Source organism: Pseudomonas sp. S44, assembly GCF_016624805.1.
GTDB lineage: Bacteria > Pseudomonadota > Gammaproteobacteria > Pseudomonadales > Pseudomonadaceae > Aquipseudomonas > Aquipseudomonas machongensis.
Map to the genome: position 1 here is coordinate 54,275 of NZ_JACVTY010000022.1, position 22,247 is coordinate 76,521.

The 22,247-nt window shown below is 63.5% G+C and carries 22 protein-coding genes and 1 other RNA gene; 5 read left to right on the top strand and 18 right to left on the bottom strand.

Features of this window, described 5'->3' with window-relative positions; all coding sequences use genetic code 11:
- Positions 1-41 precede the first annotated feature (41 nt).
- The 16 genes from ftsA to rsmI form a co-directional block, all read right to left on the bottom strand.
- On the bottom strand, positions 42-1,298 hold the full coding sequence (ftsA, locus tag IAE40_RS17030; RefSeq protein WP_054894012.1) for a cell division protein FtsA: 1,257 nt from the start codon (positions 1,296-1,298) through the stop codon (positions 42-44).
- Positions 1,299-1,312: 14 nt separating this feature from the next.
- The gene (locus IAE40_RS17035) at positions 1,313-2,182 is read right to left on the bottom strand and encodes a cell division protein FtsQ/DivIB (RefSeq protein WP_054894011.1); all 870 of its coding nucleotides are present in this window, start codon (positions 2,180-2,182) and stop codon (positions 1,313-1,315) included.
- 5 nt (positions 2,183-2,187) lie between these two features.
- Positions 2,188-3,144, bottom strand: coding sequence for a D-alanine--D-alanine ligase (locus IAE40_RS17040; RefSeq protein WP_054894010.1), 957 nt, complete (start codon positions 3,142-3,144; stop codon positions 2,188-2,190).
- Positions 3,141-4,595, bottom strand: coding sequence for a UDP-N-acetylmuramate--L-alanine ligase (gene murC, locus IAE40_RS17045; protein WP_200603578.1), 1,455 nt, complete (start codon positions 4,593-4,595; stop codon positions 3,141-3,143). Before murC ends, IAE40_RS17040 begins: the two co-directional genes overlap by 4 nt.
- Positions 4,588-5,667 (bottom strand): undecaprenyldiphospho-muramoylpentapeptide beta-N-acetylglucosaminyltransferase, encoded by a 1,080-nt coding sequence (gene murG / locus IAE40_RS17050; protein WP_112899083.1) that lies wholly within the window; start codon positions 5,665-5,667, stop codon positions 4,588-4,590. The genes murC and murG overlap by 8 nt, the downstream gene beginning before the upstream one ends.
- Entirely contained in the window at positions 5,657-6,871 is a 1,215-nt protein-coding gene (ftsW, locus tag IAE40_RS17055; protein WP_054894007.1) for a putative lipid II flippase FtsW, read from the bottom strand. The genes murG and ftsW overlap by 11 nt, the downstream gene beginning before the upstream one ends.
- Positions 6,868-8,214: a UDP-N-acetylmuramoyl-L-alanine--D-glutamate ligase gene (murD, locus tag IAE40_RS17060; RefSeq protein WP_197891847.1), complete on the bottom strand. Its 1,347-nt coding sequence runs from the start codon at positions 8,212-8,214 to the stop codon at positions 6,868-6,870. Before murD ends, ftsW begins: the two co-directional genes overlap by 4 nt.
- 6 nt (positions 8,215-8,220) lie before the next feature.
- Positions 8,221-9,303 carry a phospho-N-acetylmuramoyl-pentapeptide-transferase gene (gene mraY / locus IAE40_RS17065; RefSeq protein ID WP_054894005.1) on the bottom strand — a complete coding sequence of 361 codons (1,083 nt, stop codon included), beginning with the start codon at positions 9,301-9,303 and terminating at the stop codon, positions 8,221-8,223.
- Positions 9,303-10,670: a UDP-N-acetylmuramoyl-tripeptide--D-alanyl-D-alanine ligase gene (locus tag IAE40_RS17070; RefSeq protein ID WP_200603579.1), complete on the bottom strand. Its 1,368-nt coding sequence runs from the start codon at positions 10,668-10,670 to the stop codon at positions 9,303-9,305. The genes mraY and IAE40_RS17070 overlap by 1 nt, the downstream gene beginning before the upstream one ends.
- On the bottom strand, positions 10,663-12,150 hold the full coding sequence (locus IAE40_RS17075; protein WP_200603580.1) for a UDP-N-acetylmuramoyl-L-alanyl-D-glutamate--2,6-diaminopimelate ligase: 1,488 nt from the start codon (positions 12,148-12,150) through the stop codon (positions 10,663-10,665). Before IAE40_RS17075 ends, IAE40_RS17070 begins: the two co-directional genes overlap by 8 nt.
- Positions 12,150-13,880 (bottom strand): peptidoglycan D,D-transpeptidase FtsI family protein, encoded by a 1,731-nt coding sequence (locus IAE40_RS17080; RefSeq protein ID WP_162714455.1) that lies wholly within the window; start codon positions 13,878-13,880, stop codon positions 12,150-12,152. Before IAE40_RS17080 ends, IAE40_RS17075 begins: the two co-directional genes overlap by 1 nt.
- Positions 13,880-14,173, bottom strand: coding sequence for a cell division protein FtsL (gene ftsL, locus IAE40_RS17085; RefSeq protein ID WP_054894001.1), 294 nt, complete (start codon positions 14,171-14,173; stop codon positions 13,880-13,882). Before ftsL ends, IAE40_RS17080 begins: the two co-directional genes overlap by 1 nt.
- Positions 14,170-15,117 carry a 16S rRNA (cytosine(1402)-N(4))-methyltransferase RsmH gene (gene rsmH / locus IAE40_RS17090; protein ID WP_153773190.1) on the bottom strand — a complete coding sequence of 316 codons (948 nt, stop codon included), beginning with the start codon at positions 15,115-15,117 and terminating at the stop codon, positions 14,170-14,172. The genes ftsL and rsmH overlap by 4 nt, the downstream gene beginning before the upstream one ends.
- Positions 15,114-15,569 carry a division/cell wall cluster transcriptional repressor MraZ gene (gene mraZ, locus IAE40_RS17095; RefSeq protein WP_200603581.1) on the bottom strand — a complete coding sequence of 152 codons (456 nt, stop codon included), beginning with the start codon at positions 15,567-15,569 and terminating at the stop codon, positions 15,114-15,116. Before mraZ ends, rsmH begins: the two co-directional genes overlap by 4 nt.
- A gap of 309 nt (positions 15,570-15,878) precedes the next feature.
- Positions 15,879-16,238: RNase P RNA component class A (rnpB, locus tag IAE40_RS17100), an RNA gene on the bottom strand.
- A gap of 67 nt (positions 16,239-16,305) precedes the next feature.
- Entirely contained in the window at positions 16,306-17,181 is an 876-nt protein-coding gene (gene rsmI, locus IAE40_RS17105; RefSeq protein WP_197891843.1) for a 16S rRNA (cytidine(1402)-2'-O)-methyltransferase, read from the bottom strand.
- Between the two features lie 187 nt (positions 17,182-17,368).
- On the opposite strand from rsmI, the gene IAE40_RS17110 reads away from it, so the two are divergent.
- The 5 genes from IAE40_RS17110 to IAE40_RS17130 all read left to right on the top strand — a co-directional run bounded on the left by IAE40_RS17110 (position 17,369) and on the right by IAE40_RS17130 (position 21,113).
- Positions 17,369-19,186 carry a penicillin-binding protein activator gene (locus IAE40_RS17110; RefSeq protein ID WP_200603582.1) on the top strand — a complete coding sequence of 606 codons (1,818 nt, stop codon included), beginning with the start codon at positions 17,369-17,371 and terminating at the stop codon, positions 19,184-19,186.
- On the top strand, positions 19,186-19,557 hold the full coding sequence (locus IAE40_RS17115; protein WP_054893998.1) for a YraN family protein: 372 nt from the start codon (positions 19,186-19,188) through the stop codon (positions 19,555-19,557). Before IAE40_RS17110 ends, IAE40_RS17115 begins: the two co-directional genes overlap by 1 nt.
- An 88-nt stretch (positions 19,558-19,645) precedes the next feature.
- Positions 19,646-20,239: a phosphoheptose isomerase gene (locus IAE40_RS17120; RefSeq protein ID WP_054893997.1), complete on the top strand. Its 594-nt coding sequence runs from the start codon at positions 19,646-19,648 to the stop codon at positions 20,237-20,239.
- Positions 20,236-20,814, top strand: a complete 579-nt coding sequence (locus IAE40_RS17125; RefSeq protein ID WP_054893996.1) for a BON domain-containing protein — start codon at positions 20,236-20,238, stop codon at positions 20,812-20,814. The genes IAE40_RS17120 and IAE40_RS17125 overlap by 4 nt, the downstream gene beginning before the upstream one ends.
- A gap of 80 nt (positions 20,815-20,894) precedes the next feature.
- Positions 20,895-21,113, top strand: coding sequence for a YgdI/YgdR family lipoprotein (locus IAE40_RS17130; protein ID WP_063546018.1), 219 nt, complete (start codon positions 20,895-20,897; stop codon positions 21,111-21,113).
- A gap of 46 nt (positions 21,114-21,159) precedes the next feature.
- On the opposite strand, the gene IAE40_RS17135 is transcribed toward IAE40_RS17130, so the two are convergent.
- Both IAE40_RS17135 and IAE40_RS17140 read right to left on the bottom strand, forming a co-directional pair.
- Positions 21,160-21,591, bottom strand: a complete 432-nt coding sequence (locus IAE40_RS17135) for a ClpXP protease specificity-enhancing factor (protein ID WP_197891839.1) — start codon at positions 21,589-21,591, stop codon at positions 21,160-21,162.
- Between the two features lie 10 nt (positions 21,592-21,601).
- A complete protein-coding gene (locus IAE40_RS17140) occupies positions 21,602-22,225 on the bottom strand; it encodes a glutathione S-transferase N-terminal domain-containing protein (RefSeq protein WP_153773195.1) in 624 nt (207 codons plus the stop codon).
- Positions 22,226-22,247: the final 22 nt, after the last annotated feature.

Genomic DNA, 22,247 nt, shown 5'->3' on the forward strand with positions numbered 1-22,247 from the left:
CAGTTCTCTAGTTTTTGCGCCTACCACTACTGCTTTGAAACTTAGAAGTTGCCTTGGACCCAGCGCTTGAAGCGCTCAAGCACCGGGGCCTTAGGTTCATCGCCATAGCTGTTGCTGCTGCTGTTGCCGGTCAGGGGCAGGTCCTCGGTCTGCTTTTGCAGGCCGTAGGTGAGCAGTCCCACGCCGGTTGAATAGATCGGGTTGCGCACCACGTCGCTCAGCCCCCGAACGCTGTGCGGCACGCCGAGGCGTACCGGCATGTGGAAGATTTCCTCGGCCAGTTCCACGGCGCCTTCCATCTTCGATGTACCGCCGGTCAGGACGATGCCGGCCGGCACCAGATCCTCGTAGCCGCTGCGACGCAACTCGGCCTGGATCAGTGTGAAGAGCTCGTCGTAACGAGGCTCGACCACTTCTGCCAGGGCCTGGCGCGACAGTTCGCGCGGCGGACGATCGCCGACGCTCGGCACCTTGATGGTCTCGCCGGCGCCGGCCAGCTTGGCCAGGGCGCAGGCGTAGCGGATCTTGATTTCCTCGGCGTACTGCGTAGGTGTACGCAGGGCCATGGCGATGTCGTTGGTGACCTGGTCGCCGGCAATCGGGATCACCGCGGTGTGGCGGATCGCACCTTCGGTGAAGATGGCGATGTCGGTGGTGCCGCCGCCGATGTCCACCAGGCACACGCCCAGTTCTTTCTCGTCATCGGTCAGCACCGAATAAGCCGAGGCCAGTTGTTCGAGAATGATGTCGTCAATCTCGAGGCCGCAGCGGCGCACGCACTTCTCGATGTTCTGGGCGGCGTTGACCGCGCAGGTGACCACATGGACTTTCGCTTCCAGACGCACGCCAGACATGCCCAGTGGCTCGCGCACACCTTCCTGGTTGTCGATCACGTAGTCCTGGGGCAGGGTGTGCAGCACGCGCTGGTCGGCCGGGATGGCCACGGCCTGGGCAGCATCGAGCACGCGCTCGAGGTCGGCGACGCTGACCTCACGGTCGCGGATGGCGACGATGCCATGGGAGTTCAGGCTGCGGATGTGGTTGCCGGCAACACCGACGAACGCCGAGTGGATGCGGCAGCCGGCCATCAGCTGCGCTTCTTCCACCGCGCGCTGGATCGACTGCACGGTCGACTCGATGTTCACCACCACGCCTTTCTTCAAGCCGCGGGACGGATGCGTACCGATCCCGACGATCTCGAGGGTGCCGTCCGCCGCCACTTCGCCAACCAGCGCCACCACCTTGGAGGTGCCAATGTCCAGCCCGACGATCATTTTGCCGCTATGCGCGTTTGCCATGGTCCTGCCTCTCTCTAATTCTTCGCAACGGCGGGTTGGGCCGTCGTCGGTGCATTCGGTTCCCGCCAGCCAACCGCTAATCCGTTGGCGTATCGCAGATCGATGCGGGCGATGTTGGTGATCTGCTCTTTGAGTGTCTTGTCGTATATGGCAATGAACCGGCGCATCTTCTCCACCAGATGATCGCGCCCCAACAGCAGCTCGATGCCAGGACCGGCGCTACCCGCACCGGTGGTCAGGAACCAGCTGCCTCGCTCGCGCAGCTCCAGGCGAGCGATGGAGAATCCCATGGGGCGCAGCATCTGGCTCAATACCTGATACTGCTGCATGACTTGTTGCTGAGCGCGCTGCGGCCCGAACAGCTGCGGCAAATGCTCATAGTTGGCCAGCTCGCGCGGGGTGAACGCCTGGCCCTGGTTGTTGAGCAAGGCCTCATCGCCCCAGCGCGCGACCGGCAGTTGTTCCTCGAGGCGGATCACCACCTCGTCCGGCCATACCCGACGCACTTCGGCGTGGGCGATCCATGGCATCTGCTCGAGTTCTGTACGCATCGCCGGCAGATCGACACTGAAGAAGCTCGCCGCGACATAAGGCGCGATACGCTGCTGCACCGCCTGCTGGCTGATGTAGCTCAGGTCGCCTTGCACGGCGATCTTGGTGATCGGGCGGTCGGCGTAAGGCATCAACCGGATCGCGCCTTCGTAGGCGCCGAAGCCGGCAGCGACCAGCAGCACCGGCCACAGCAGGCGTTTCAGCCCACCGAAGCTGGGCCGTGGCAGGCGCGCCGATACGGGCTCGTCGGCCACCAGTCGGCTGGCACCGCGCGGCACCGGCTTGCTGCGGCCGGTGACGGGTTGCTGCTGACGTATCATTGCGCCTTGCATGGCTCTTAACCTCGCGTCGCTACGCTTTCGGCCAGGATCGCCAGCACCAGCTGCTGGAAGTCCAGACCGGCCGCGCGGGCCGCCATGGGCACCAGGCTATGATCGGTCATGCCGGGTGCGGTGTTGACTTCGAGCAGCCAGAACCGGCCCTGCTCGTCCTGCATTACATCCAGACGGCCCCAGCCCTCGATGCCGATGGCATCGCAAGCGCGGGCAGTCAGGTCCATCAGTTCCTGTTCCTTGCCAGCGTCCAGGCCGCATGGAATGCGGTACTGGGTGTCGTTGGCGATGTACTTGGCGTCGTAGTCGTAGAACACATGCGGCGTACCCAGTGCGATCGGTGGCAGAACCTGCCCGCGCAGCACCGCAATGGTGAACTCCGGACCGTGGATCCACTGCTCGACCAGTACCTGGGAGTCGTACTTGGCAGCGTCCTTCCAGGCGGCAACCAGCTCTTCGACGCTGTTCACCTTGGCCATGCCGATGCTGGAACCTTCATGGGCCGGTTTGACGATCAGCGGGAAGCCCAGTTCCTTGCCGGCCTCGACACAGTCGCTTTCGCTGGCCAGCACGGCGTGACGCGGGGTCGGAATGCCCAGGCTCTGCCACACCTGCTTGGTGCGCAGTTTGTCCATGGCCAGCGCCGAGGCGAGGATGCCGCTGCCGGTGTAGGGAATGCCCAGGCACTCGAGCAGGCCTTGCATGCTGCCGTCTTCACCACCACGGCCGTGAAGAATGATGAAAGCGCGGTCGATCTTCTCGCTTTGCAAGCGGGCGAGCAGATCGTCACCCACATCGATGGCAACCACATCCACGCCGGCCGAGGTCAGCGCCTCGATCACCGCGGCGCCCGACTTGAGCGAAACCTCGCGCTCGGCGCTCTTGCCGCCATACAGCACGGCGACGCGGCCGAAGGCCTTGACGTCGAGCGTGGAGTGCAGTTTGTCGTAGGCGGTACTCACAGCGGTTTCTCCTGCTTGGCGCCAGCGCCAGCGAACAGCGGGCTTTTCATCAGTTGCGGGGCCAGACCACCCACATCGCCGGCACCCTGGCAAATCAGGATGTCACCAGCGCGCAGCAATGGCTTGACCAGTGGCGCGAGCTCGGCACCACGTTCGATGTAGATCGGGTCCAGCTTGCCGCGCTGGCGGATGCTGTGGCACAGCTGGCGGCTGTCGGCGCCGGGGATCGGCTCCTCGCCGGCCGGATAGACTTCCATCAGCAGCAGCACGTTGGCATCACCCAGCACCTGCACGAAGTCGTCGTAAAGATCGCGGGTGCGGCTGTAGCGGTGCGGCTGGTAGACGATCACCAGGCGCCGGCTCGGCCAACCGCCGCGCACGGCCTTGATCACCGCCGCCACTTCGGTGGGGTGATGGCCATAGTCGTCGACCAGCATCACGCTACCGCCCTCGACTGGCAGCTCGCCGTACACCTGGAAGCGTCGCCCCACACCCTGGAAGCCCGACAGACCCTGGATGATGGCGTCGTCACTGATGCCCTCGTCGGTGGCAATGGCGATGGTGGCCAGGGCGTTGAGCACATTGTGGTTGCCCGGCATGTTCACCGACACCTCCAGCGGCTCGCAGTCGCGACGCAGTACGGTGAAATGCGTCTGCATGCCCTGCTGGCGCACATTGATGGCCCGGATGTCGGCTTCTTCGCTGAAGCCGTAGGTGACGGTCGGACGTTTGACCTGAGGCAGAATCTCGCGCACGACCGGATCGTCCAAACACATCACGGCCAGACCGTAGAACGGCAGGTTGTGCAGGAACTCGACGAAGGTCTTCTTCAGTTTGTTGAAGTCACCCTCGTAGGTCGCCATGTGGTCGGCGTCGATGTTGGTGACGACAGCGACCATCGGCTGCAGGTGCAGGAAGCTCGCATCGCTTTCATCGGCTTCGGCGATCAGGTAGCGGCTGGTGCCGAGCTGGGCGTTGGTGCCAGCCGCAGTCAGACGGCCACCGATGACGAAGGTCGGATCCAGGCCACCGGCAGCGAACACCGAGGCCAGCAGGCTGGTGGTAGTGGTCTTGCCGTGGGTACCGGCGACAGCGATGCCGTGGCGGTAGCGCATCAGCTCGGCCAGCATCTCGGCACGCGGCACCACCGGAATACGGCGTTCGAGCGCGGTGGCAACTTCAGGGTTGGCCGGATTGATTGCGCTGGAGACCACCAGTACATCGGCGGTGGCAGCGTTCTCGGCACGGTGGCCCACGAAAATTTCGGCGCCGAACGACTCCAGGCGCTGGGTGACCGGCGAGGCCTTGAGGTCGGAACCGGACACTTCGTATCCCAGGTTCAGCAGCACTTCGGCGATACCGCACATGCCCACGCCGCCGATACCGACGAAGTGAATGCGGCGAATGCGGCCCATCTTGGGCTGCGGCATGGCTTTCTGGCTTTCAACCATGGGCCACCTCCAGGCAGATATCGACCACGGTGCTGGTTGCAGCAGGCTTGGCCAGGCGGCGCGCAGTGCCGGCCATTGTGTTGAGTTTCTCGGGTTGCATCAGCACCTCGTTCAGGCGTTCAGCGAGCTGCGCTGCGCCAGTTGTCGCTTGTGGCATCAGGAAGGCGGCACCTTCGCGAGCCAGATATTGGGCGTTGTGAGTCTGGTGATCGTCGATCGCGTGGGGCAAGGGCACCAGCATCGAGGGCAGGCCTGCCGCCGCGAGTTCGCTGACGGTCAGGGCGCCGGCCCGGCACACCACCATGTCGGCCCAGCCATAAGCGTGGGCCATGTCTTTGATGAAAGGCTCTACCTGAGCCTCGATACCGGCCTCGCGATAACGCTCGGCGGTGATCGACGCATGTTGCTTGCCAGCCTGGTGGAACACCTCTGGCCGCAGGTCTGCAGTCACTTCGGACAGGGCCTTAGGCAGCAATTTGTTCAATGGTTCCGCACCGAGGCTGCCACCGAGCACCAGAAGACGCGCACGACGCTCGGCAAGTGCCGCACGAGGCGTTTCCAGGAACAGTTCGGGGCGCACCGGGTTACCGGTGGTCCGACGCTTCTCGCTGGCAGCGAAAGTGTCGGGGAAAGCTTCGCAGACTCGCGCAGCCAGTGGCACCAGCAGGCGATTGGCGGTACCTGCACGGGCGTTCTGTTCGTGAATCACCAGCGGCACACCGCACAGCCGCGCGGCAACACCGCCTGGGCCTGTGACATAGCCGCCAAAGCCCAACACGCACACCGGCTTGAGCTCACGAATGATGCGCCGCGCCTGCAGCACGGCCTTGACCAGGGTGAACGGCGCCTTGAGCAGCGACAGCTTGCCCTTGCCACGCAGCCCGCTGACCTGGATCAGGTGCAGCGGCAAGCCAGCCTGGGGCACCAGTTCGTTCTCGATACCCCGTGGCGTACCGAGCCAGTGCACGCTGTAGCCGCGCGCCTGGAATTCGCGGGCGCAGGCCAGGGCCGGGAACACATGCCCCCCGGTGCCACCGGCCATGATCAGTACGTTCTTGCCATCAGCGGCCATGACTGGTCTCCTCGGCAAAATCGCTCTCCTTGAACTCGTGCTCCTCGCTGCCCAGGTGCGTTCGACTCTCCCACTCGATACGCAGCAACAGCCCCACGCAGGCGCAGCAGATCACCAGCGAGCTGCCCCCGTAGCTGAGGAATGGCAGCGTCAGCCCCTTGGTCGGCAGCAGGCCAACGTTCACACCAATGTTGATCAGGAACTGGCCGATCCACAGGAAGGCCAGGCCGAAGGCCATGTAGGCGGCGAAGAACTGCTTGGCCTTCTCGGCCCACAGGCCGATGTACAAGGCGCGGATGGTGACGAACACGAACAGCGCGACGGTGCACAGCGAGCCGACTACACCAAGCTCTTCGGCCAGCACCGAGAACACGAAGTCGGTGTGCGCCTCAGGCAGGTAGAACTGTTTCTGTACGCTGTTGCCCAGGCCGACGCCCAGCCACTCGCCACGACCGAAGGCGATCAGTGCCTGGGTCAGCTGGTAGCCCGAACCGAACTGATCGGACCAGGGGTCGGTGAAGGTGATCAGACGCGCCATCCGGTAGGGTTGCGCCTGGACCAGGATGAACACCGCGACCACCGCCAGCACCACCATCAGCGAGAAGCGGAACAGCCCCACCCCTCCCAGGAACAGCATGGCCGCCGCAGCGCCCATCATCACCACGGTGGCGCCGAAGTCCGGCTCCATCAGCAGCAGGCCGGCCATGGGCAGCAGGACGATGAACGGTTTGAAGAAGCCCATCCAGCTCTCGCGCACCTCGGTCTGGCGGCGTACCAGGTAACCCGCCAGATAGATGACCACGAAGACCTTGGCGATCTCCGAAGGCTGGACGTTGAAGAAGCTGAAGCCGATCCAGCGCATCGAACCGTTCACTTCCCGACCGATCCCCGGCACCAGTACCAGCACCAGCAGGCCGAAGGCGCCGATCAGCATCATGAAGCCCATGCGCTGCCAGGTGGCGATCGGCACCATCATGGTCACACCGCAGGCAACAAGGCCGATCGCGACATACACCAGGTGGCGGATCATGTGATAGAGCGGATTGCCGGATTGCACGGCGGCCACTTCCGAGGACGCCGAGGTGATCATTACCAGGCCCAACCCCAGCAAGGCCAGGCAGCCAGCAAGGAAGGCGAAGTCGATGTCGATGCCACGACCGCTGATCAGCGGCGACGGATACGGCTTGATGATGCCGAAGATCATGCCAGCCCCTCCGCTGCCTGGGCGAACAAGCGCCCGCGTTCTTCGAAGTTCTTGAACATGTCGAGGCTGGCGCAGGCCGGCGACAGCAGCACCGCGTCACCTGGCTGGGCGAGCTCGGCGCAGCGCTGCACGGCTTCGTCCAGGGTCTTGACCCGGACCAGCGGCACGCTGTCGCCGAACGTCTCGGCCAGGCGCTCGGCGTCACGCCCCAGCAACACCACGGCGCGGCAATAGGCGGCGACCGGCTGACGCAAGGCGGCGAAATCAGCGCCCTTGCCGTCGCCACCGGCGATCAGCACCAGCTTGCCTTCGATGTCGGCACCCAGGCCTTCGATGGCCGCCAGGGCAGCACCGACGTTGGTAGCCTTGGAGTCGTCGTACCAGTTCACGCCATTGCGCTCGCGGATCCACTGGCAGCGATGGACAAGCCCCTTGAACTCGCGCAGAGCCTCGAGCATCGGCTCGAACGGCAGACCGGCGGCATGGCCCAGAGCCAGGGCTGCCAGGGCATTGCTCTGGTTATGGGCACCGCGGATCTTCAGCTCACGCACCGGCATCAGGGTCTGGAACTCGAAGGCCAGATACTTCTCGCCCTCCACTTCACGCAGGCCAAAAGCCTTGAAGTCCGGGGCGTTGAGGCCGAATGTCCAGCATGGACGACCTTCGACGGGCAGGGGCCGGCTGAGGGCGTCCTGACGGTTGACTACCACCTGGCGCGCACCGCGGAAGATGCGGTGCTTGGCCAGGTGATAAGCCGGCAGGCCATTGTAGCGATCCATGTGGTCTTCGCTGATGTTCAGCACGGTGGCCACTTCGGCGTTGAGCTGATCGGTAGTCTCGAGCTGGAAGCTCGACAGCTCCATGACGTACAACTCGACCGCATCGTCGAGCAGGTCAAGCGCCGGGGTGCCGAGGTTGCCGCCGACAGCGACACGCTTGCCGGCCTTGGCAGCCATCTCGCCGACCAGGGTGGTCACCGTGCTCTTGGCGTTGGAGCCGCTGATGGCAACGATTGGCGCCTTGGCATGGCGGGCAAACAGCTCGATGTCACCGGAGAGTTTCACGCCGCGCGCGGCAGCCTGCTGCAACGCCGGGGTAGCCAGTGCCAGGCCTGGGCTTACGTAGAGCTCGTTGGCGCGGCACAGGAAGTCCACATCCAGTTCACCACAGCGCACTTCCACCTGCGGGTATTCACGGCGCAGGGTGTCCAGTTCCGGCGGTTGCTCGCGGGTATCGGCGACCGCAAAGGCAATACCCCGGTTCGCCAGGAAGCGAACCAGGGACATGCCGCTCTTGCCGAGGCCGACAACGATGCGGAATTGGTCGGAAGCGATCAGTGACACGCTCGTTTACCTCAGCTTCAGGGTGGCAAGGCCGATCAGCACCAGAATCACGGTGATGATCCAGAATCGGACGATCACTCGCGGCTCGGGCCAACCCTTGAGTTCGAAATGGTGATGGATCGGCGCCATGCGGAACACACGCTTGCCGGTCAACTTGAACGATGCGACCTGGATCACCACCGACAAGGTTTCCACCACGAAGATGCCGCCCATGATGAACAGCACGATTTCCTGGCGGACGATCACGGCGATGGTGCCCAGCGCCGCCCCCAGCGCCAGGGCACCGACGTCACCCATGAAGACCTGTGCCGGGTAGGTGTTGAACCAGAGGAAGCCCAGGCCTGCACCGATCAGCGCACCGCAGAACACGATCAGCTCACCCGAGCCCGGCACATAAGGGATCAGCAGGTACTCGGCGAACTTCACGTTGCCCGACAGGTAGCAGAAGATGCCCAGCGCACCGCCGACCATCACCGTCGGCATGATCGCCAGACCATCGAGGCCGTCGGTCAGGTTGACCGCGTTGCTCGAACCGACGATGACGAAGTAGGTCAGCACCACGAAGCCAACGCCCAGGGGAATGGTGAAGTCCTTGAGGAACGGCACGATCAGCGTGGTTTCGACGCTGGTCGGGGCGGTCATGTAGAGGAAGACCGCAGCCCCGAGACCGAACACCGACTGCCAGAAGTACTTCCAGCGGCTCGGCAGGCCACGCGAGTTCTTCTCGATCACCTTGCGGTAGTCGTCGACCCAGCCGATGGCGCCGAACAGCAGGGTGACGATCAACACCACCCATACATAGCGATTGGTCAGGTCGGCCCAGAGCAGGGTGCTGATGGCGATGGCAGACAGGATCAGCGCACCGCCCATGGTCGGGGTGCCGGACTTGGACAGGTGCGATTGCGGGCCGTCGTTACGCACAGCCTGGCCGATCTGGCGAATCTGCAGGGTACGAATCATCCAGGGCCCCAGCCACAGTGCCAGGGACAACGCCGTCAACACACCCAGGATCCCGCGCAGGGACAGGTACTGGAAGACCGCGAAGCCCTTGTAGAACTGTTGCAGATACTCAGCCAACAGCAGCAGCATTAATGTTTCTCCCCGCTGGCACCACACAATGCAGCCACGACGTTTTCCATCGCAGCGCTGCGCGAGCCCTTGATCAAGATAGTGGTATCGCTGACGCTCTCGGCACGAACGGCGTCGATCAGCTCAGCTTGAGTAGCGAAATGGCGGCCATTGGCGCCGAAGGCCTGGACCGCATGAACCATGTTGGTGCCAGTCGCGTACAAGGCATCGACCTTGCCACGTGCGTAGTCGCCCACCTGCCGGTGGCCTTCCTCGGCCCATTGCCCCAGTTCGCCGATATCCCCGAGCACCAGGACGGTGCGTCCGGAAAAGCCGGCGAGTATATCAATGGCGGCACACATAGAGGTGGGGTTTGCGTTGTAGGTGTCGTCGATCACCCGCGCACCGCTGGGCGCAATCTGTGCCACGGAACGGCCCTTGACTGGCTGCACTGCGGCAAGGCCGGCAGCGATGCCCGGCAGGCTCACACCTACGGCATGGGCGCCAGCCGCAGCGGCCAGCGCATTGGCGACGTTATGCGTACCAAGCAGGTTCAACTGCACCGACGCACTACCGCTCGGACCGTGCAGGGTGAACGAGGGGCAGCCGCGCGCATCGCGACCGATGTCGCTGGCATGGAAGTCGGCCTTCTCGTTGTTCAGGGCAAAGCTCAACACCTGGTGCGCGCCAGTGCGCTTGTGCCAGATGTCAAAGGCCTTGTCGTCCAGGTTGAGCACGGCGATACCGCCCTCCCCCAAACCTTCGAGAATCTCGCCCTTGGCCTCGACGATCTTCTCCGGGCCGCCGAATTCACCCACGTGGGCGGTGCCAGCGTTGTTAAGGATGACGACTTGTGGCCGGGTCAGGCCAACGGTGTAGCGAATCTCGCCAATGCGCGAGGCACCCAGCTCGATCACCGCCGCGCTGTGCTCGGACGCGATCTCCAGCAACGTCAGTGGCGCGCCGAGGTCGTTGTTCAGGTTGCCACGGGTGGCATGTACCAGGCCGCGGGTGCGCAGAATGGAGGCCAGCATCTCCTTGACCGTGGTCTTGCCGCTGGAGCCGGTGATGGCGACCACCGGTTTGTCGAAGGCAGCGCGATTGAGCGCGCCCAGCAGGCCAAGCGCCACGCGGCAATCGGCGACCAGCAACTGCGGCAAGTCGACATCGGCGATTTCGCGCTCGACCAACGCAGCCACGGCGCCCTTGGCCTTCACATCGGCAAGGTAGTCGTGGCCATCGAAACGCGGGCCGGTCAGTGCAATGAACAGTTGCCCCGCAGCCACGCTGCGGCTGTCGATGCTGACACCGGTGAAGGTGGCGTCGGCCCCGACCAGACGAGCACTCAGTGCTGCGGTCAGCTGGCTGAGTGTCATGGGCTTAAGCATGTGGAGCCTCCCAGGCTGAAAGCGCCTTCTCGGCTTCGACCAGATCGGAGAAAACAAGGCGCTCGCCATTGATCTCCTGGTAATCCTCGTGCCCCTTGCCGGCCAGCACGATCACATCGTCGGCGGCAGCGGTGGCGATCAGGTGTGCGATGGCTTCGCCACGACCGGCGACGAACTCGGCGTCGCCAGGCTTGGCGAAACCTGGGCGAATGTCATCGAAGATCCGCAGCGGATCCTCGGTACGCGGGTTGTCGTCGGTGACTAGCACGCGGTCGGCCAGACGCTCGGCCACTTCGGCCATCAGCGGACGCTTGCCGCGATCGCGATCCCCGCCGCAACCGAACAGGCACAGCAGCTTGCCGTGGGCGTGCGGGCGCAGGGCTTCGAGCACCTTTTCCAGCGCATCGGGGGTGTGCGCGTAATCGACCACCACCAGCGGTTTGGCTCCCCCGCCCAAGCGCTGCATGCGACCGACAGGCCCTTGTAACTGCGGGATGACTTTCAGGATTTCGTCCAGCGAATAATCCAGCGCCAGCAGCGTGGCCACGGCAGCGAGCATGTTGCTCAGGTTGAAACGCCCGAGCAGTTGGCTGCGCAGTGTGCGTTCGCCTTGAGCGGTGACCAGGAGGGCGCGCACGCCATCGTCGTCGAAGTGGGCTTCGCGGCAGAACAGCGAGGCGTCCGGGTTTTCCAGGCTATAGCTGAGCAGCCGGGTCTCGATATGATCGGCACTCGGGCGGCGGGCAAAGTCCTCGGCCAGACGACGACCAAAGGCGTCGTCCAGGTTGACCACCTGCCAGCGCAGGTCCGGCCAGGCGAACAGCTTGGCCTTGGCGGCCTCGTAGGCCTGCATGCTGCCGTGGTAGTCAAGGTGATCGCGCGACAGGTTGGTCATCACCGCGATATCGAAGGCCAGTGCTGCCACGCGCCCCTGCTCCAGGGCATGGGAAGACACTTCCATCGCCACGGCCTCAGCGCCACCCTTCTTCAGGTCGTTGAGCGTGGCTTGCACGGCGATCGGATCTGGCGTGGTCAGGCGGCCGCTCTGCAAGTCCCCGTAGAAACCGGTGCCCAAGGTGCCGATCAGACCGCAGCGCTGGCCCAACTGATCAAGGGCCTGGGCGAGCAGTTGCGTCACGCTGGTCTTGCCGTTGGTGCCGGTCACACCGACCAGATTGAGTTGGCGGCTCGGCTCGCCATAGAAGCGGCCGGCGATGGCCGACAGTTGCGCGATCAGGCCCTTGACCGGAATCAGCGGCACGTCGGTCAGCGGCAACACCGTGGCGCCCTGCTCTTCATAGGCAATGGCGGCGGCACCGCGGGCAAGCGCATCGACGATGTGATCACGACCATCGACCTTGGCACCTGGCACCGCCAGGAACAGATCACCCGGCCGCACCTGGCGGCTGTCGAGCGTCAGCTCGCGAATCAACGGATCGCGGCTGGCATGGGCGAAAAGCTTGCTCAATGGCATCGTCATCAACCACGCCCTCCCTTGGCGGGTACTGCACTGGCCTGCTGCGCGTTCGCGGGCGGCAGGTTATCCGGCGGCACGTTCATCAGCCGCAGGGTGCCGGACATGACCTTGCTGAACACCGGCGCCGAGACCAGGCCACCGAAGTAGCCGCCCTTGCCCGGCTCGTCGATGACCACAACGATGGCGTAGCGCGGGTCGCTCATCGGGCCGAAGCCTGCGAACAGCGAGCGGTAGGCGTTTTCGGTGTAGCCCTTGGAGCCGACCGTGGCCTTGCGCGCCGTACCCGACTTGCCAGCGACATGGTAGAACGGCACCTGGGCGCGGAACACACCACGCGGCGCTTCGATCACCTGCTGCAACATGCCCTGCACGGTCTTGGCGGTTTCTTGCGGAATGGCTTGCACGGCTTCCGGCGCCTTGTCGACCTTGAGAATCGACAGCGGCACCATCTTGCCGTCGTTGGCCAGCGCGGCGTAGGCGTGAACCAACTGCAGGGCGGTGACCGATACGCCGTATCCATAGGAGAGCGTGGCTGTCTCGGCCTTGCGCCACTCACGATGATTGGGCAGGTTGCCAACACGCTCGCCCGGGAAGCCCAGGCCGGTGTACTGCCCCAGGCCGACCTGCGACATCACCCGATAGATGGCTTCGCCGCCGATATCGAAGGCGATCTTGCTCATGCCGACGTTACTGGAGTTGATCAGGATGCCGGTCAGGTCGAGGATCGGGCCCTCGCTCCTGGACACGTCCTTGATCGTGTAGCGACCGATCTGCAGGCTGCCCGGATACACCTCGACCTTGTCGGTCGGTTTCCAGCGCCCGCTCTGCAGGGCCGCACTCATGGAGATCGGCTTGACCGTGGAGCCGGGCTCGAAGACATCGATGATAGCCCGGTTACGCATGGCTGCCGGGAACATGCTGCGGCGGTTGTTGGGGTTGTACGTTGGCTGGTTGACCATCGCCAGGACCTCGCCGGTCTTGACGTCCATGATCACCAGGCTGCCGGCCTTGGCGTCCTGTTCGGCGATGGCGTTGCGCAGCTCGCGAGTCGCCAGGTACTGGAGGCGCAGATCTATCGACAACGCCAAGGTCTTACCGGCCTTGGCGTTCTTGGTGACTTGAATATCCTTGATCAGGCGACCGCGCCGGTCCTTGATCACTTGTCGCTTGCCAGGCACCCCGGCCAGCCACTCGTCATAGGCGAGCTCGACACCTTCACGGCCGTGGTCATCCAGGTCGGTGAAACCCACCATGTGCGCGGTGACATCACCCGCCGGATAGAAGCGGCGGAACTCTTCGAGGCCGTAGACACCGGGCACTTTAAGGTCGAGCACCTGCTGGCCCTGCTCGGGCGTGAGGCCACGAACCAGGTAGATGAACTCCTTGTTGGCCTGCTGGGTGAGGCGCTCGATCAATTGCTGCGGGTTCTGCCCCAGGACGGCGGCCAGTTGCGGCCAGCGATCCTTGGACGCCTGCATCTCCTTGGGGTTGGCCCACAGCGTGGTGACCGGCGTACTGACAGCCAGAGGCTCGCCATTGCGGTCGGTGATCAGGCCACGGTGTGCAGGAATCGGAATATGGCGCAGGCTGCGAGCATCACCCTGGCCCTTGAGGAAGTCGCGGTCGACCACCTGCAGGTCGATGATCCGCCAGCTGATGGCGCCGACCATCAACGCCAGCAGGCCAACGACGACCCGGAAGCGCCAGGGGTAGAGTGCACCCTCGAGCTTCATCATGGCGTCACCATCCGCACTTCGTCAGCGTTGGGCACGCGCATCTTCAACTGGCCGGCGGCCAGGTTTTCGATGCGGCTGTGGGCAGTCCAGGTGCTCTGCTCGAGAATCAGGCGCCCCCACTCAGCCTGGGCCTTGTCGCGTTCGCTCAGCTCGTTGTAGAGCGTGTTGAGCAACTGGCGGTTCCAGTGCGCGCTGTAGGAGACAGCGATGGCCGACACCAGCACGCCAACGAACAGCAGAAGCATCAGGAAGCTTCCGCCTGGCAATGGCTTCGCGAACAGGCGACTCACCGCAGCTTCTCCGCCACGCGCATGACGGCGCTGCGCGCACGCGGGTTGGCCTTGAGTTCCGCATCGGAGGCGAACTGCGCCTTGCCGATCAGCTTGATACGAGGTTCGAAGACCTTGTGCTGCACCGGCAGGTTGCGTGGCAGGTTATCCGCCTCGCCCTTGACCAGCTTGCGCATGAACAGTTTGACGATACGGTCTTCCAGCGAGTGGAAGCTGATCACCGCCAAGCGGCCGCCGACTTCCAGCGCCTCGAGCGCGGCGTCGAGGCCGGTTTCCAGGTCACCCAGCTCGTTATTGACGTGAATGCGCAGCCCCTGGAAGGCCCGAGTTGCCGGGTTCTTGCCCTTTTCCCAAGCAGGGTTGGCGACCTTGAGCACTTCGGCCAGGTCGGCAGTACGGGTGAAGGGCTGCTTCTCGCGACGCTCGACCACCGCACGCGCCATGCGGCCGGCAAAACGCTCCTCGCCGTACTCCTTGAACACGCGGGCTATTTCTTCGACGGGGGCGGTCGCGATGAACTCGGCCGCGCTGATGCCCTGGCCCGGATTCATGCGCATGTCCAGCGGGCCATCGTTGAGGAAACTGAAGCCGCGCTCGGGATCGTCCAGCTGCGGCGAGGAGACACCCAGGTCGAGCAGGATACCGCTGACCTTGCCGTCCAGCGCGCGCGCGCGCACTTCATCACCGAGCTCGGCGAAGCTGCGCTGCACAATGACAAAGCGGCCGTCTTCGGCCGCCAGCGCTTGCCCCGTGGCAATCGCCTGTGGATCCTTGTCGAAGCCCAACAGCCGCCCTTGCGGCCCGAGCTTGCTGAGAATGAGACGACTGTGCCCACCGCGACCGAAGGTCCCGTCCAGATAGCAACCGTCGGCGCGCAGGGCCAATGCCTCGACAGCTTCGTCGAGCAATACGGTGATGTGGTTGAAGCCGCTATCTATCGTCACAGGATCAGGTCACGCAGTTCATCGGGCATGGCGCCCGGTTGTTGAATAGCTGCGAGGTCGGCTGCCGAAACCGCGTTCCAGGCATCCTCATCCCACAGCTGGAATTTGTTCAGTTGCCCCACCAGCATCGCCTTCTTGTCGAGCTTGGCGTACTCACGCAAACGGGGCGGCACCAGGAAACGACCACTGCCATCGAGCTCCAGGTCCACCGCATTACCGATCAGCAAACGCTGCAGGCGACGGTTTTCCTCACGCAGCGACGGCAAGGCACGCAACTTGGCTTCTATCTGTTCCCACTCATCGAGGGGATAAACACACAAGCAGGGGTCAACAGCGTCGATGGTCACGATAAGTTGACCATTGGAACGCGAATCGAGCTCGTCACGGTACCGGCTCGGCATGGCGAGACGGCCCTTTGCATCGAGGCTGACGGCGTTGGCTCCGCGGAACACGGCTGCGATTCCCCACAATGTTAACTTTTTTGTGCCAGAAAACCCACTTCATCCCACTTTCTGCCACTTGCGCACACTATAGGAATCCGTCCGCCACACCGTCAAGGCGCGTTCATAAGGAAAACCCTTACAGGACCGAGATTTAGCGCAACAAAGGAAGGCGGAAGGACTACCGGGAGAAAAAACTGGCGGGAAAAATCAAGCGCACTCAAACGGATAGAGTGTGAAGTTAAAGTGAATTATTAAGAGTAAGAACTTTTCGGCATTACCAGGAGGGATCTGCTATCGATTCAAGCAGGGAAAGAAGAGGTGGAGAGTCGATCTGTAAGCCGGGTTTTGTCGAGGACAGTCATTCCTCTACGACGGCCATCACTGGACGCCTCTAGCAACCTACCCGGTTCCGACGCGGGCCACGCCATAAGGAACCCTATTTGGTCTTGCTCCGAGTGGGGTTTACCTAGCCACGAACTGTTGCCAGTCGCGCGGTGCGCTCTTACCGCACCTTTTCACCCTTACCGGCACCGAAGTGCTTAGGCGGTTGTTTTCTGTGGCACTTTCCGTAGGCTCGCGCCTCCCAGGCGTTACCTGGCACTCTGCCCTGCGGAGCCCGGACTTTCCTCCCCCTGCTTTTGCGGAACAAATGCAGGCAGCGACTGTCCGATCGACTCTCCGCCGGTAAGGGTAACGGCAGGCGCGAGCAAGAACAAGCAATACCGCAAACAATATCATTACGCCACTAGTGGTTTTTCTGTTTATCCAGCGCCGCTTGATAAAGAAGATTCTTACGCACGCCGGTAATTTCCGCCGCCAATGCCGCCGCCCGCTTGAGCGGCAATTCTGCCAGCAACAGGTCCAGCACACGCATGGCGTCGCTGCTGATCGCCTGATCGTCTTGCGGCGCACTCCAGCCCGCGACCAGCACCACGCATTCCCCACGCTGCTGATTGGCATCCGCTGCGACAAAGGCGCGCAACTCGGCCAACGGCAACCCCTTGAGCGTCTCGAACGTCTTGGTCAGCTCTCGCGCCAGAACGGCCGGGCGCTCTCCCCCGAATACCGCCTCCATGTCCTCCAGGCACTCAAGGATGCGATGCGGCGCCTCATAGAAAATCAAGGTCCGGGGCTCCTCCTTGACCTGCTCCAGTCGCGCACGGCGCCCGACAGCCTTTGCCGGCAGGAAGCCTTCGAAGATGAAGCGGTCAGAGGGCAGCCCCGCCGCCGACAGCGCAGCGATCAGCGCGCACGCCCCTGGCACCGGCACCACCTTCACCCCGGCAGCACGCGCCTGGCGCACCAGGTGATAGCCCGGATCGGAAATCAGCGGCGTGCCAGCGTCGGACACCAGCGCCACATCGTCACCCGCCAGCAAGCGCGTGATGAAGCGACTGCCTTCGTCGCGCTCGTTGTGCTCATGGCAGGCCGCCAGCGGCGTCTCGATGCCGAAGTGCTGCAGCAGGCGCACAGAATGGCGGGTATCCTCGGCCGCGATCAGCGCCACGCCGGCCAGCACCTTGAGTGCCCGGGCGCTCATGTCGTCGAGGTTGCCGATGGGCGTCGCAACGACGTAAAGCGTACCCGCTATGGATTTTGGAACCCCTGCAACATCAGTCACTGCACACACCTGTCTTGCCGATCAAAGGCGCCATTGTAGCCCGAGCGCCCGCAACAAGGCGCAAAGAACTTGGCCGCCATCCCCTGACATGCGACCTATAGTGAAGGATCAGCGTCAGCAAGATCGCGCCCCGGCCAGCGCTTGGGTACAATTGCCGGCCAACTTGATCGAGTAACAGGACCCTTACATGATCGCTTGCCTGCGGCTGCTCACAGCCCTCTGTCTCGCTGCCCTGCTGGCAGCCTGCGCCAGCTCGCCCTCATCCAGCCTGGGCGAACTGCCACGCACCCCCGACGCCAGCATCGAGCAACTGCTCGAGAAGGCGGCTTCCAGCAAGTCCGTCGAAGACGCCGCGCTGCTGCGCCTGAGCGCCGCCGACATGGCCTACCGGCAGAAGGACTTCCCACGCGCCGCACGCATCCTCGAGCAGGTTCCACTGGACACGCTCAAACCCGCGCAACAGGTGTTCGCCAGCACCCTGGCCGCCGAACTGGCGATGAGCCGCAACCAGCCCAAAGCCGCCCTCGGCGCACTGTCGCACCCAAGCCTGCAACGTGTCGGCGAGCTGCCCGAAGAGCTGCAGGTACGCACCTATAGCGTGCATGCTGCAGCCCTCGAAGCCGACGGCCAGGCACTTCCTGCGGCCCAGCAGCGCATCTTGCTGGCTCCACTGCTCAGCGGCCCGGAAGCAACAAAGAATAACGATGCCATCTGGTCGCTGGTAGCCTCGCTGCCCGCCGACCAATTGCAGCAACCGGCCAGCAACCCGACCCTCGCCGGCTGGACCAGCCTGGCCCTGGCGGTCAAGAGCGCCGGTACCCTGGAACAGCAACAGGCCGCCATCGATAGCTGGCGCCAGCAACATGCCGATCATCCGGCCGCCAAGCAGTTGCCTGACGCGCTGGTCAAACTCAAGCAACTGGCCAGCCAGCCGCTGACCAAGATCGCCCTGCTGCTGCCACAGGAAGGCCCGCTGGCCGGTGTAGCCCGTGCACTGCGCGACGGCTTCATGGCAGCCCACTTCCAGGCCCAGCAATCCGGTCAGCCAGCGCCGGCGGTTCAGGTTTTCGACAGCTCGCGCCTCACCTCGCTGGACGACTTCTATCGCCAGGCCCAGGCGGCCGGCGTACAGCTGGTGATCGGTCCGCTCGAAAAACCACTGGTGAAGAAACTCGCCGACTACCCGCAACTGCCCATCACCACCCTGGCGCTGAACTACGCAGAGGCCGGGCAGAAATCGCCACCACAACTGTTCCAGTTCGGCCTCGCCGCCGAGGACGAAGCCCGCGAAGTCTCTCGCCGTGCCCGCGCAGACGGCCTGGTCCGCGCCGTGGCCCTGGTGCCGAGCGGCGAATGGGGCGACCGCGTGCTCGCAGCTTTCCGCCAGGACTGGGAAGGCAACGGCGGCACCCTGCTCGCTGCCGAGCGCATCGCCCAGCCGGTGGCCCTGGCTCAACAGATCGCCGATCTGTTCCAGCTGCGCCAGAGCGAAGGTCGCGCCAAGAGCCTGCAGAGTGCCGTGAGTGGCAATGTCGCCGCACAACCGTCGCGTCGCCAGGACATCGATTTCATCTTCCTCGCTGCCACCCCGCAGCAGGCCCAACAGATCAAGCCGACCCTCAACTTCCAGTACGCGGGTGACGTGCCGGTCTATGCGACCTCCAACCTCTACAGCGCCAGTGGAGACGTGAACCAGTACAACGACATGAACGGCATTCGCTTCTGCGAAACCCCATGGCTGCTGGACAACACCAACAGCCTGCGCCAGCAGGTGGTCCAGCAGTGGCCGCAGGCTGCCGGCAGCCTGGGTCGCCTGTACGCCATGGGGGTCGATGCCTATAGCCTGGCGCCACGCCTCGGCCAGCTCAAGGCGCTGCCTGACAACCGCGTCGAGGGCCTGTCCGGCAGCCTGAGCATCAACGCCAACCAGCGTATCGAGCGCCAACTGCCCTGGGCCGAGTTCTCCGGCGGCCAGGTCAAGCGCCTGCCGGACACTGCTCGCTGATGCCCGACGCCTCGCCTACCAGCGCCGGGCTCGCGGCAGAAAACCAAGCCCTCGATTATCTTCGAGGGCAAGGCCTGCAGCTGCTGACGCGCAATTGGCGATGCAAGGGAGGCGAGCTTGATCTGGTCATGCTCGACGCCGATACAGTAGTATTCGTCGAAGTCCGCTACCGCTTGCACGTGGACTTCGGCGGCGCCGTCGGAAGTATCGACGGGCGCAAGCAGAAACGTCTGGCGCTTGCCGCCAACATGTTCCTGCTGAAGGAGCCCCGCTGGGCCGATCACCCCTGCCGCTTCGACGTAGTCGCCCTGCAGGGCAGCCACCATGCAGGTCGGCCGCTTCAATGGCTGAAAAACGCCTTCGAATGCTGAACCCATTCCGATTTCTTTGCTCTATGTTTCGCGGGCTGGCCCCTGTCGCGCGTCGCGCAGGCCTCCGCCGCACTTAAGGTCACACCAGATGGACATGCAATCCCGAATTCGCCGGCTGTTCCAGGCCAGCATCGATACCAAGCAACAGGCAATGGACATCCTGGCACCGCACATCGAGCAGGCCAGCCTGGTCATGGTCAACGCGCTGCTCAACGAGGGCAAGATGCTCGCCTGCGGCAACGGCGGCTCGGCGGGTGACGCCCAGCATTTTTCCTCGGAACTGCTCAACCGCTTCGAGCGCGAGCGTCCGAGCCTGCCGGCCATCGCCCTGACCACCGACAGCTCGACCATCACCTCGATCGCCAACGACTACAGCTACAACGAAGTCTTCTCCAAGCAGATCCGCGCCCTGGGCCAACCAGGCGATGTACTGCTGGCGATCTCCACCAGCGGCAACTCGGCCAATGTGATTCAGGCGATCCAGGCCGCACATGATCGTGAAATGATTGTCGTAGCATTGACCGGGCGTGACGGCGGCGGTATGGCTTCGCTGCTGCTGCCCGAGGATGTGGAGATCCGCGTCCCCTCCACGGTCACTGCGCGCATCCAGGAAGTCCACCTGCTGGCGATCCATTGCCTGTGCGATCTGATCGACAGCCAACTGTTCGGGAGTGAAGAATGATCCCCAAGCGCCTCGGCCTCATGGCCCTGACCCTGTGCCTCGGTATTTCCGGCTGCAGCTCGGTATTGACCTCGACCCGCAACTCGCCGATCGAGGATGACCGCGGTACACGCACCATTGGTAGCAAGATCGACGATTCGCTGATCGAAACCAAGGTTTCGGTCAACGTGGCCAAGGCAAGCCCAGACCTGGACAAGGGCTCGCACATCGTCGTCAGCAGCTACAACGGCATCGTCCTGCTCGCCGGCCAGACCCCGCGCGCCGACCTGAAGAGCCTCGCCGAGCAGACCGCCGGCCAGGTACAACGGGTCAAGAAGGTGCATAACGAACTGCAGGTGATGCAGCCCTCGTCGATCCTGGCACGCAACAACGACACCTGGCTGACCACCAAGATCAAGACCCAGATGATCGGTGACGCCAACGTGCCCAGCTCGCGCATCAAGGTGATCACCGAGAACGGCATCGTCTACTTGCTCGGCCTGGTCACCCAGCAGGAAGCCAACGCCGCCACCAGCGTGGTTCAAGGTGTGTCTGGCGTACAGAAGATCGTCAAGCTGTTCGAGTACATCGATTGATATCCAGGGCCACGGCGCGCGATGAATGCGCGCTGTGGCCCATCGCACCAGGTATTGCCGCAAACAACCCAGGAAAGCCCATGAAGAAGTCCCTGCTGTCCCTTCTCGCCATCACCGCCTTCGCCACCTTGGCCGGCTGCTCCACCCCGAGCACGATCACCCTCAACGACGGCCGCGAGCTGCAGACGCTCGACACGCCAAAGTTCGACAAAGATTCGGGCTTCTACGAATTCAAGCAGCTGGACGGCAAGCCGACCCGCATCAACAAGGACCAGGTCCGCACGATCAAGGACCTGTAATCCGAACTTGAATAAAAAAGGCGATCCGGATGGATCGCCTTTTTTATTACTTGACCACTTTCAAGCTCGGCCGCCCAGTGGGTCGCGGCGGCTGCCCCCCCCCCTCCGGCGGGCCATCATCATCAGGCTCAACGCCTTCGTCACCGAGCTCTTCGCCATCCATCAACGGCGGCTCCAGCTCGAACACCATGCCCTGGCCATTCTCTCGAGCATAGATACCCAGGATCGCGCCTGCCGGCACATAGAGCGAATGGGCCACGCCACTGAACCGCCCCTCAAAGCTCACCGCGTCGTTGTCCATGTGCAGGTTACGCACGGCACTGGGCGAGATGTTCAAGACGATCTGGCCATCGCTGGCGAAACCCTGGGGCACCTGGACCGCCGGATACTCGGCGTTGACCAGCATATGGGGGGTGCAATCGTTGTCGACGATCCACTCGTACAGTGCTCTAACCAGATAGGGGCGACTGGAGTTCATCAACGGCTCCTTAAAGCTTGCGCATTTCACGTTCAGCAGCGGACAGGCTCGCCTGGAAAGGCTCGCGGGCGAACTGTCGCTCCATATAATCCAGCAGCGGCTTGGCTTGCCGCGGCAGTTCGATACCCAGGACCGGCAATCGCCAGAGTATGGGCAGTAGACAACAATCGACCAGGCTTTGCTCCTCGCTCATGAAGCAGGGAAACTCGCCGAACAGCGCCGAGACACCCGTCAGACTCTCGCGCAGCGTCTTGCGCGCCTCGCCACGCGCAGCCTCGGCGGCACGCGGATCGAGAATGACATCAGCCAGTGCACACCAGTCACGCTGGATACGGTGCATCAGCAGGCGGCTGTTGCCGCGCGCCACCGGGTATACCGGCATCAGCGGCGGATGAGGATAACGCTCCTCGAGGTATTCCATCACCACGGTCGATTCGTACAACGCCAGGTCGCGGTCGACCAGGGTTGGCACGCTGCCATAGGGGTTCACTTCGATCAGTTTGGGCGGCAGACGATCGGCGATGACGTCGATGATCTGCACACTGACGCCCTTCTCGGCGAGAACAAGGCGTACCCGATGAGAATAATGGTCAGCGGGGTCGGAATAGCAGGCTAACCTGTTGGTCGCGCCCATGTAGCTCCTCCTCGCATGGGGA

Bases quoted from the DNA above. Each gene is read 5' to 3' on its own strand.
- ftsA (WP_054894012.1), bottom strand. From the start codon at position 1,298: ATGGCAAACGCGCATAGCGGCAAAATGATCGTCGGGCTGGACATTGGC.
- IAE40_RS17035 (WP_054894011.1), bottom strand. From the start codon at position 2,182: ATGCAAGGCGCAATGATACGTCAGCAGCAACCCGTCACCGGCCGCAGC.
- murC (WP_200603578.1), bottom strand. From the start codon at position 4,595: ATGGTTGAAAGCCAGAAAGCCATGCCGCAGCCCAAGATGGGCCGCATT.
- murG (WP_112899083.1), bottom strand. From the start codon at position 5,667: ATGGCCGCTGATGGCAAGAACGTACTGATCATGGCCGGTGGCACCGGG.
- ftsW (WP_054894007.1), bottom strand. From the start codon at position 6,871: ATGATCTTCGGCATCATCAAGCCGTATCCGTCGCCGCTGATCAGCGGT.
- mraY (WP_054894005.1), bottom strand. From the start codon at position 9,303: ATGCTGCTGCTGTTGGCTGAGTATCTGCAACAGTTCTACAAGGGCTTC.
- IAE40_RS17070 (WP_200603579.1), bottom strand. From the start codon at position 10,670: ATGCTTAAGCCCATGACACTCAGCCAGCTGACCGCAGCACTGAGTGCT.
- IAE40_RS17075 (WP_200603580.1), bottom strand. From the start codon at position 12,150: ATGACGATGCCATTGAGCAAGCTTTTCGCCCATGCCAGCCGCGATCCG.
- IAE40_RS17080 (WP_162714455.1), bottom strand. From the start codon at position 13,880: ATGAAGCTCGAGGGTGCACTCTACCCCTGGCGCTTCCGGGTCGTCGTT.
- IAE40_RS17110 (WP_200603582.1), top strand. From the start codon at position 17,369: ATGATCGCTTGCCTGCGGCTGCTCACAGCCCTCTGTCTCGCTGCCCTG.
- IAE40_RS17115 (WP_054893998.1), top strand. From the start codon at position 19,186: ATGCCCGACGCCTCGCCTACCAGCGCCGGGCTCGCGGCAGAAAACCAA.
- IAE40_RS17120 (WP_054893997.1), top strand. From the start codon at position 19,646: ATGGACATGCAATCCCGAATTCGCCGGCTGTTCCAGGCCAGCATCGAT.
- IAE40_RS17125 (WP_054893996.1), top strand. From the start codon at position 20,236: ATGATCCCCAAGCGCCTCGGCCTCATGGCCCTGACCCTGTGCCTCGGT.
- IAE40_RS17130 (WP_063546018.1), top strand. From the start codon at position 20,895: ATGAAGAAGTCCCTGCTGTCCCTTCTCGCCATCACCGCCTTCGCCACC.
- IAE40_RS17135 (WP_197891839.1), bottom strand. From the start codon at position 21,591: ATGAACTCCAGTCGCCCCTATCTGGTTAGAGCACTGTACGAGTGGATC.
- IAE40_RS17140 (WP_153773195.1), bottom strand. From the start codon at position 22,225: ATGGGCGCGACCAACAGGTTAGCCTGCTATTCCGACCCCGCTGACCAT.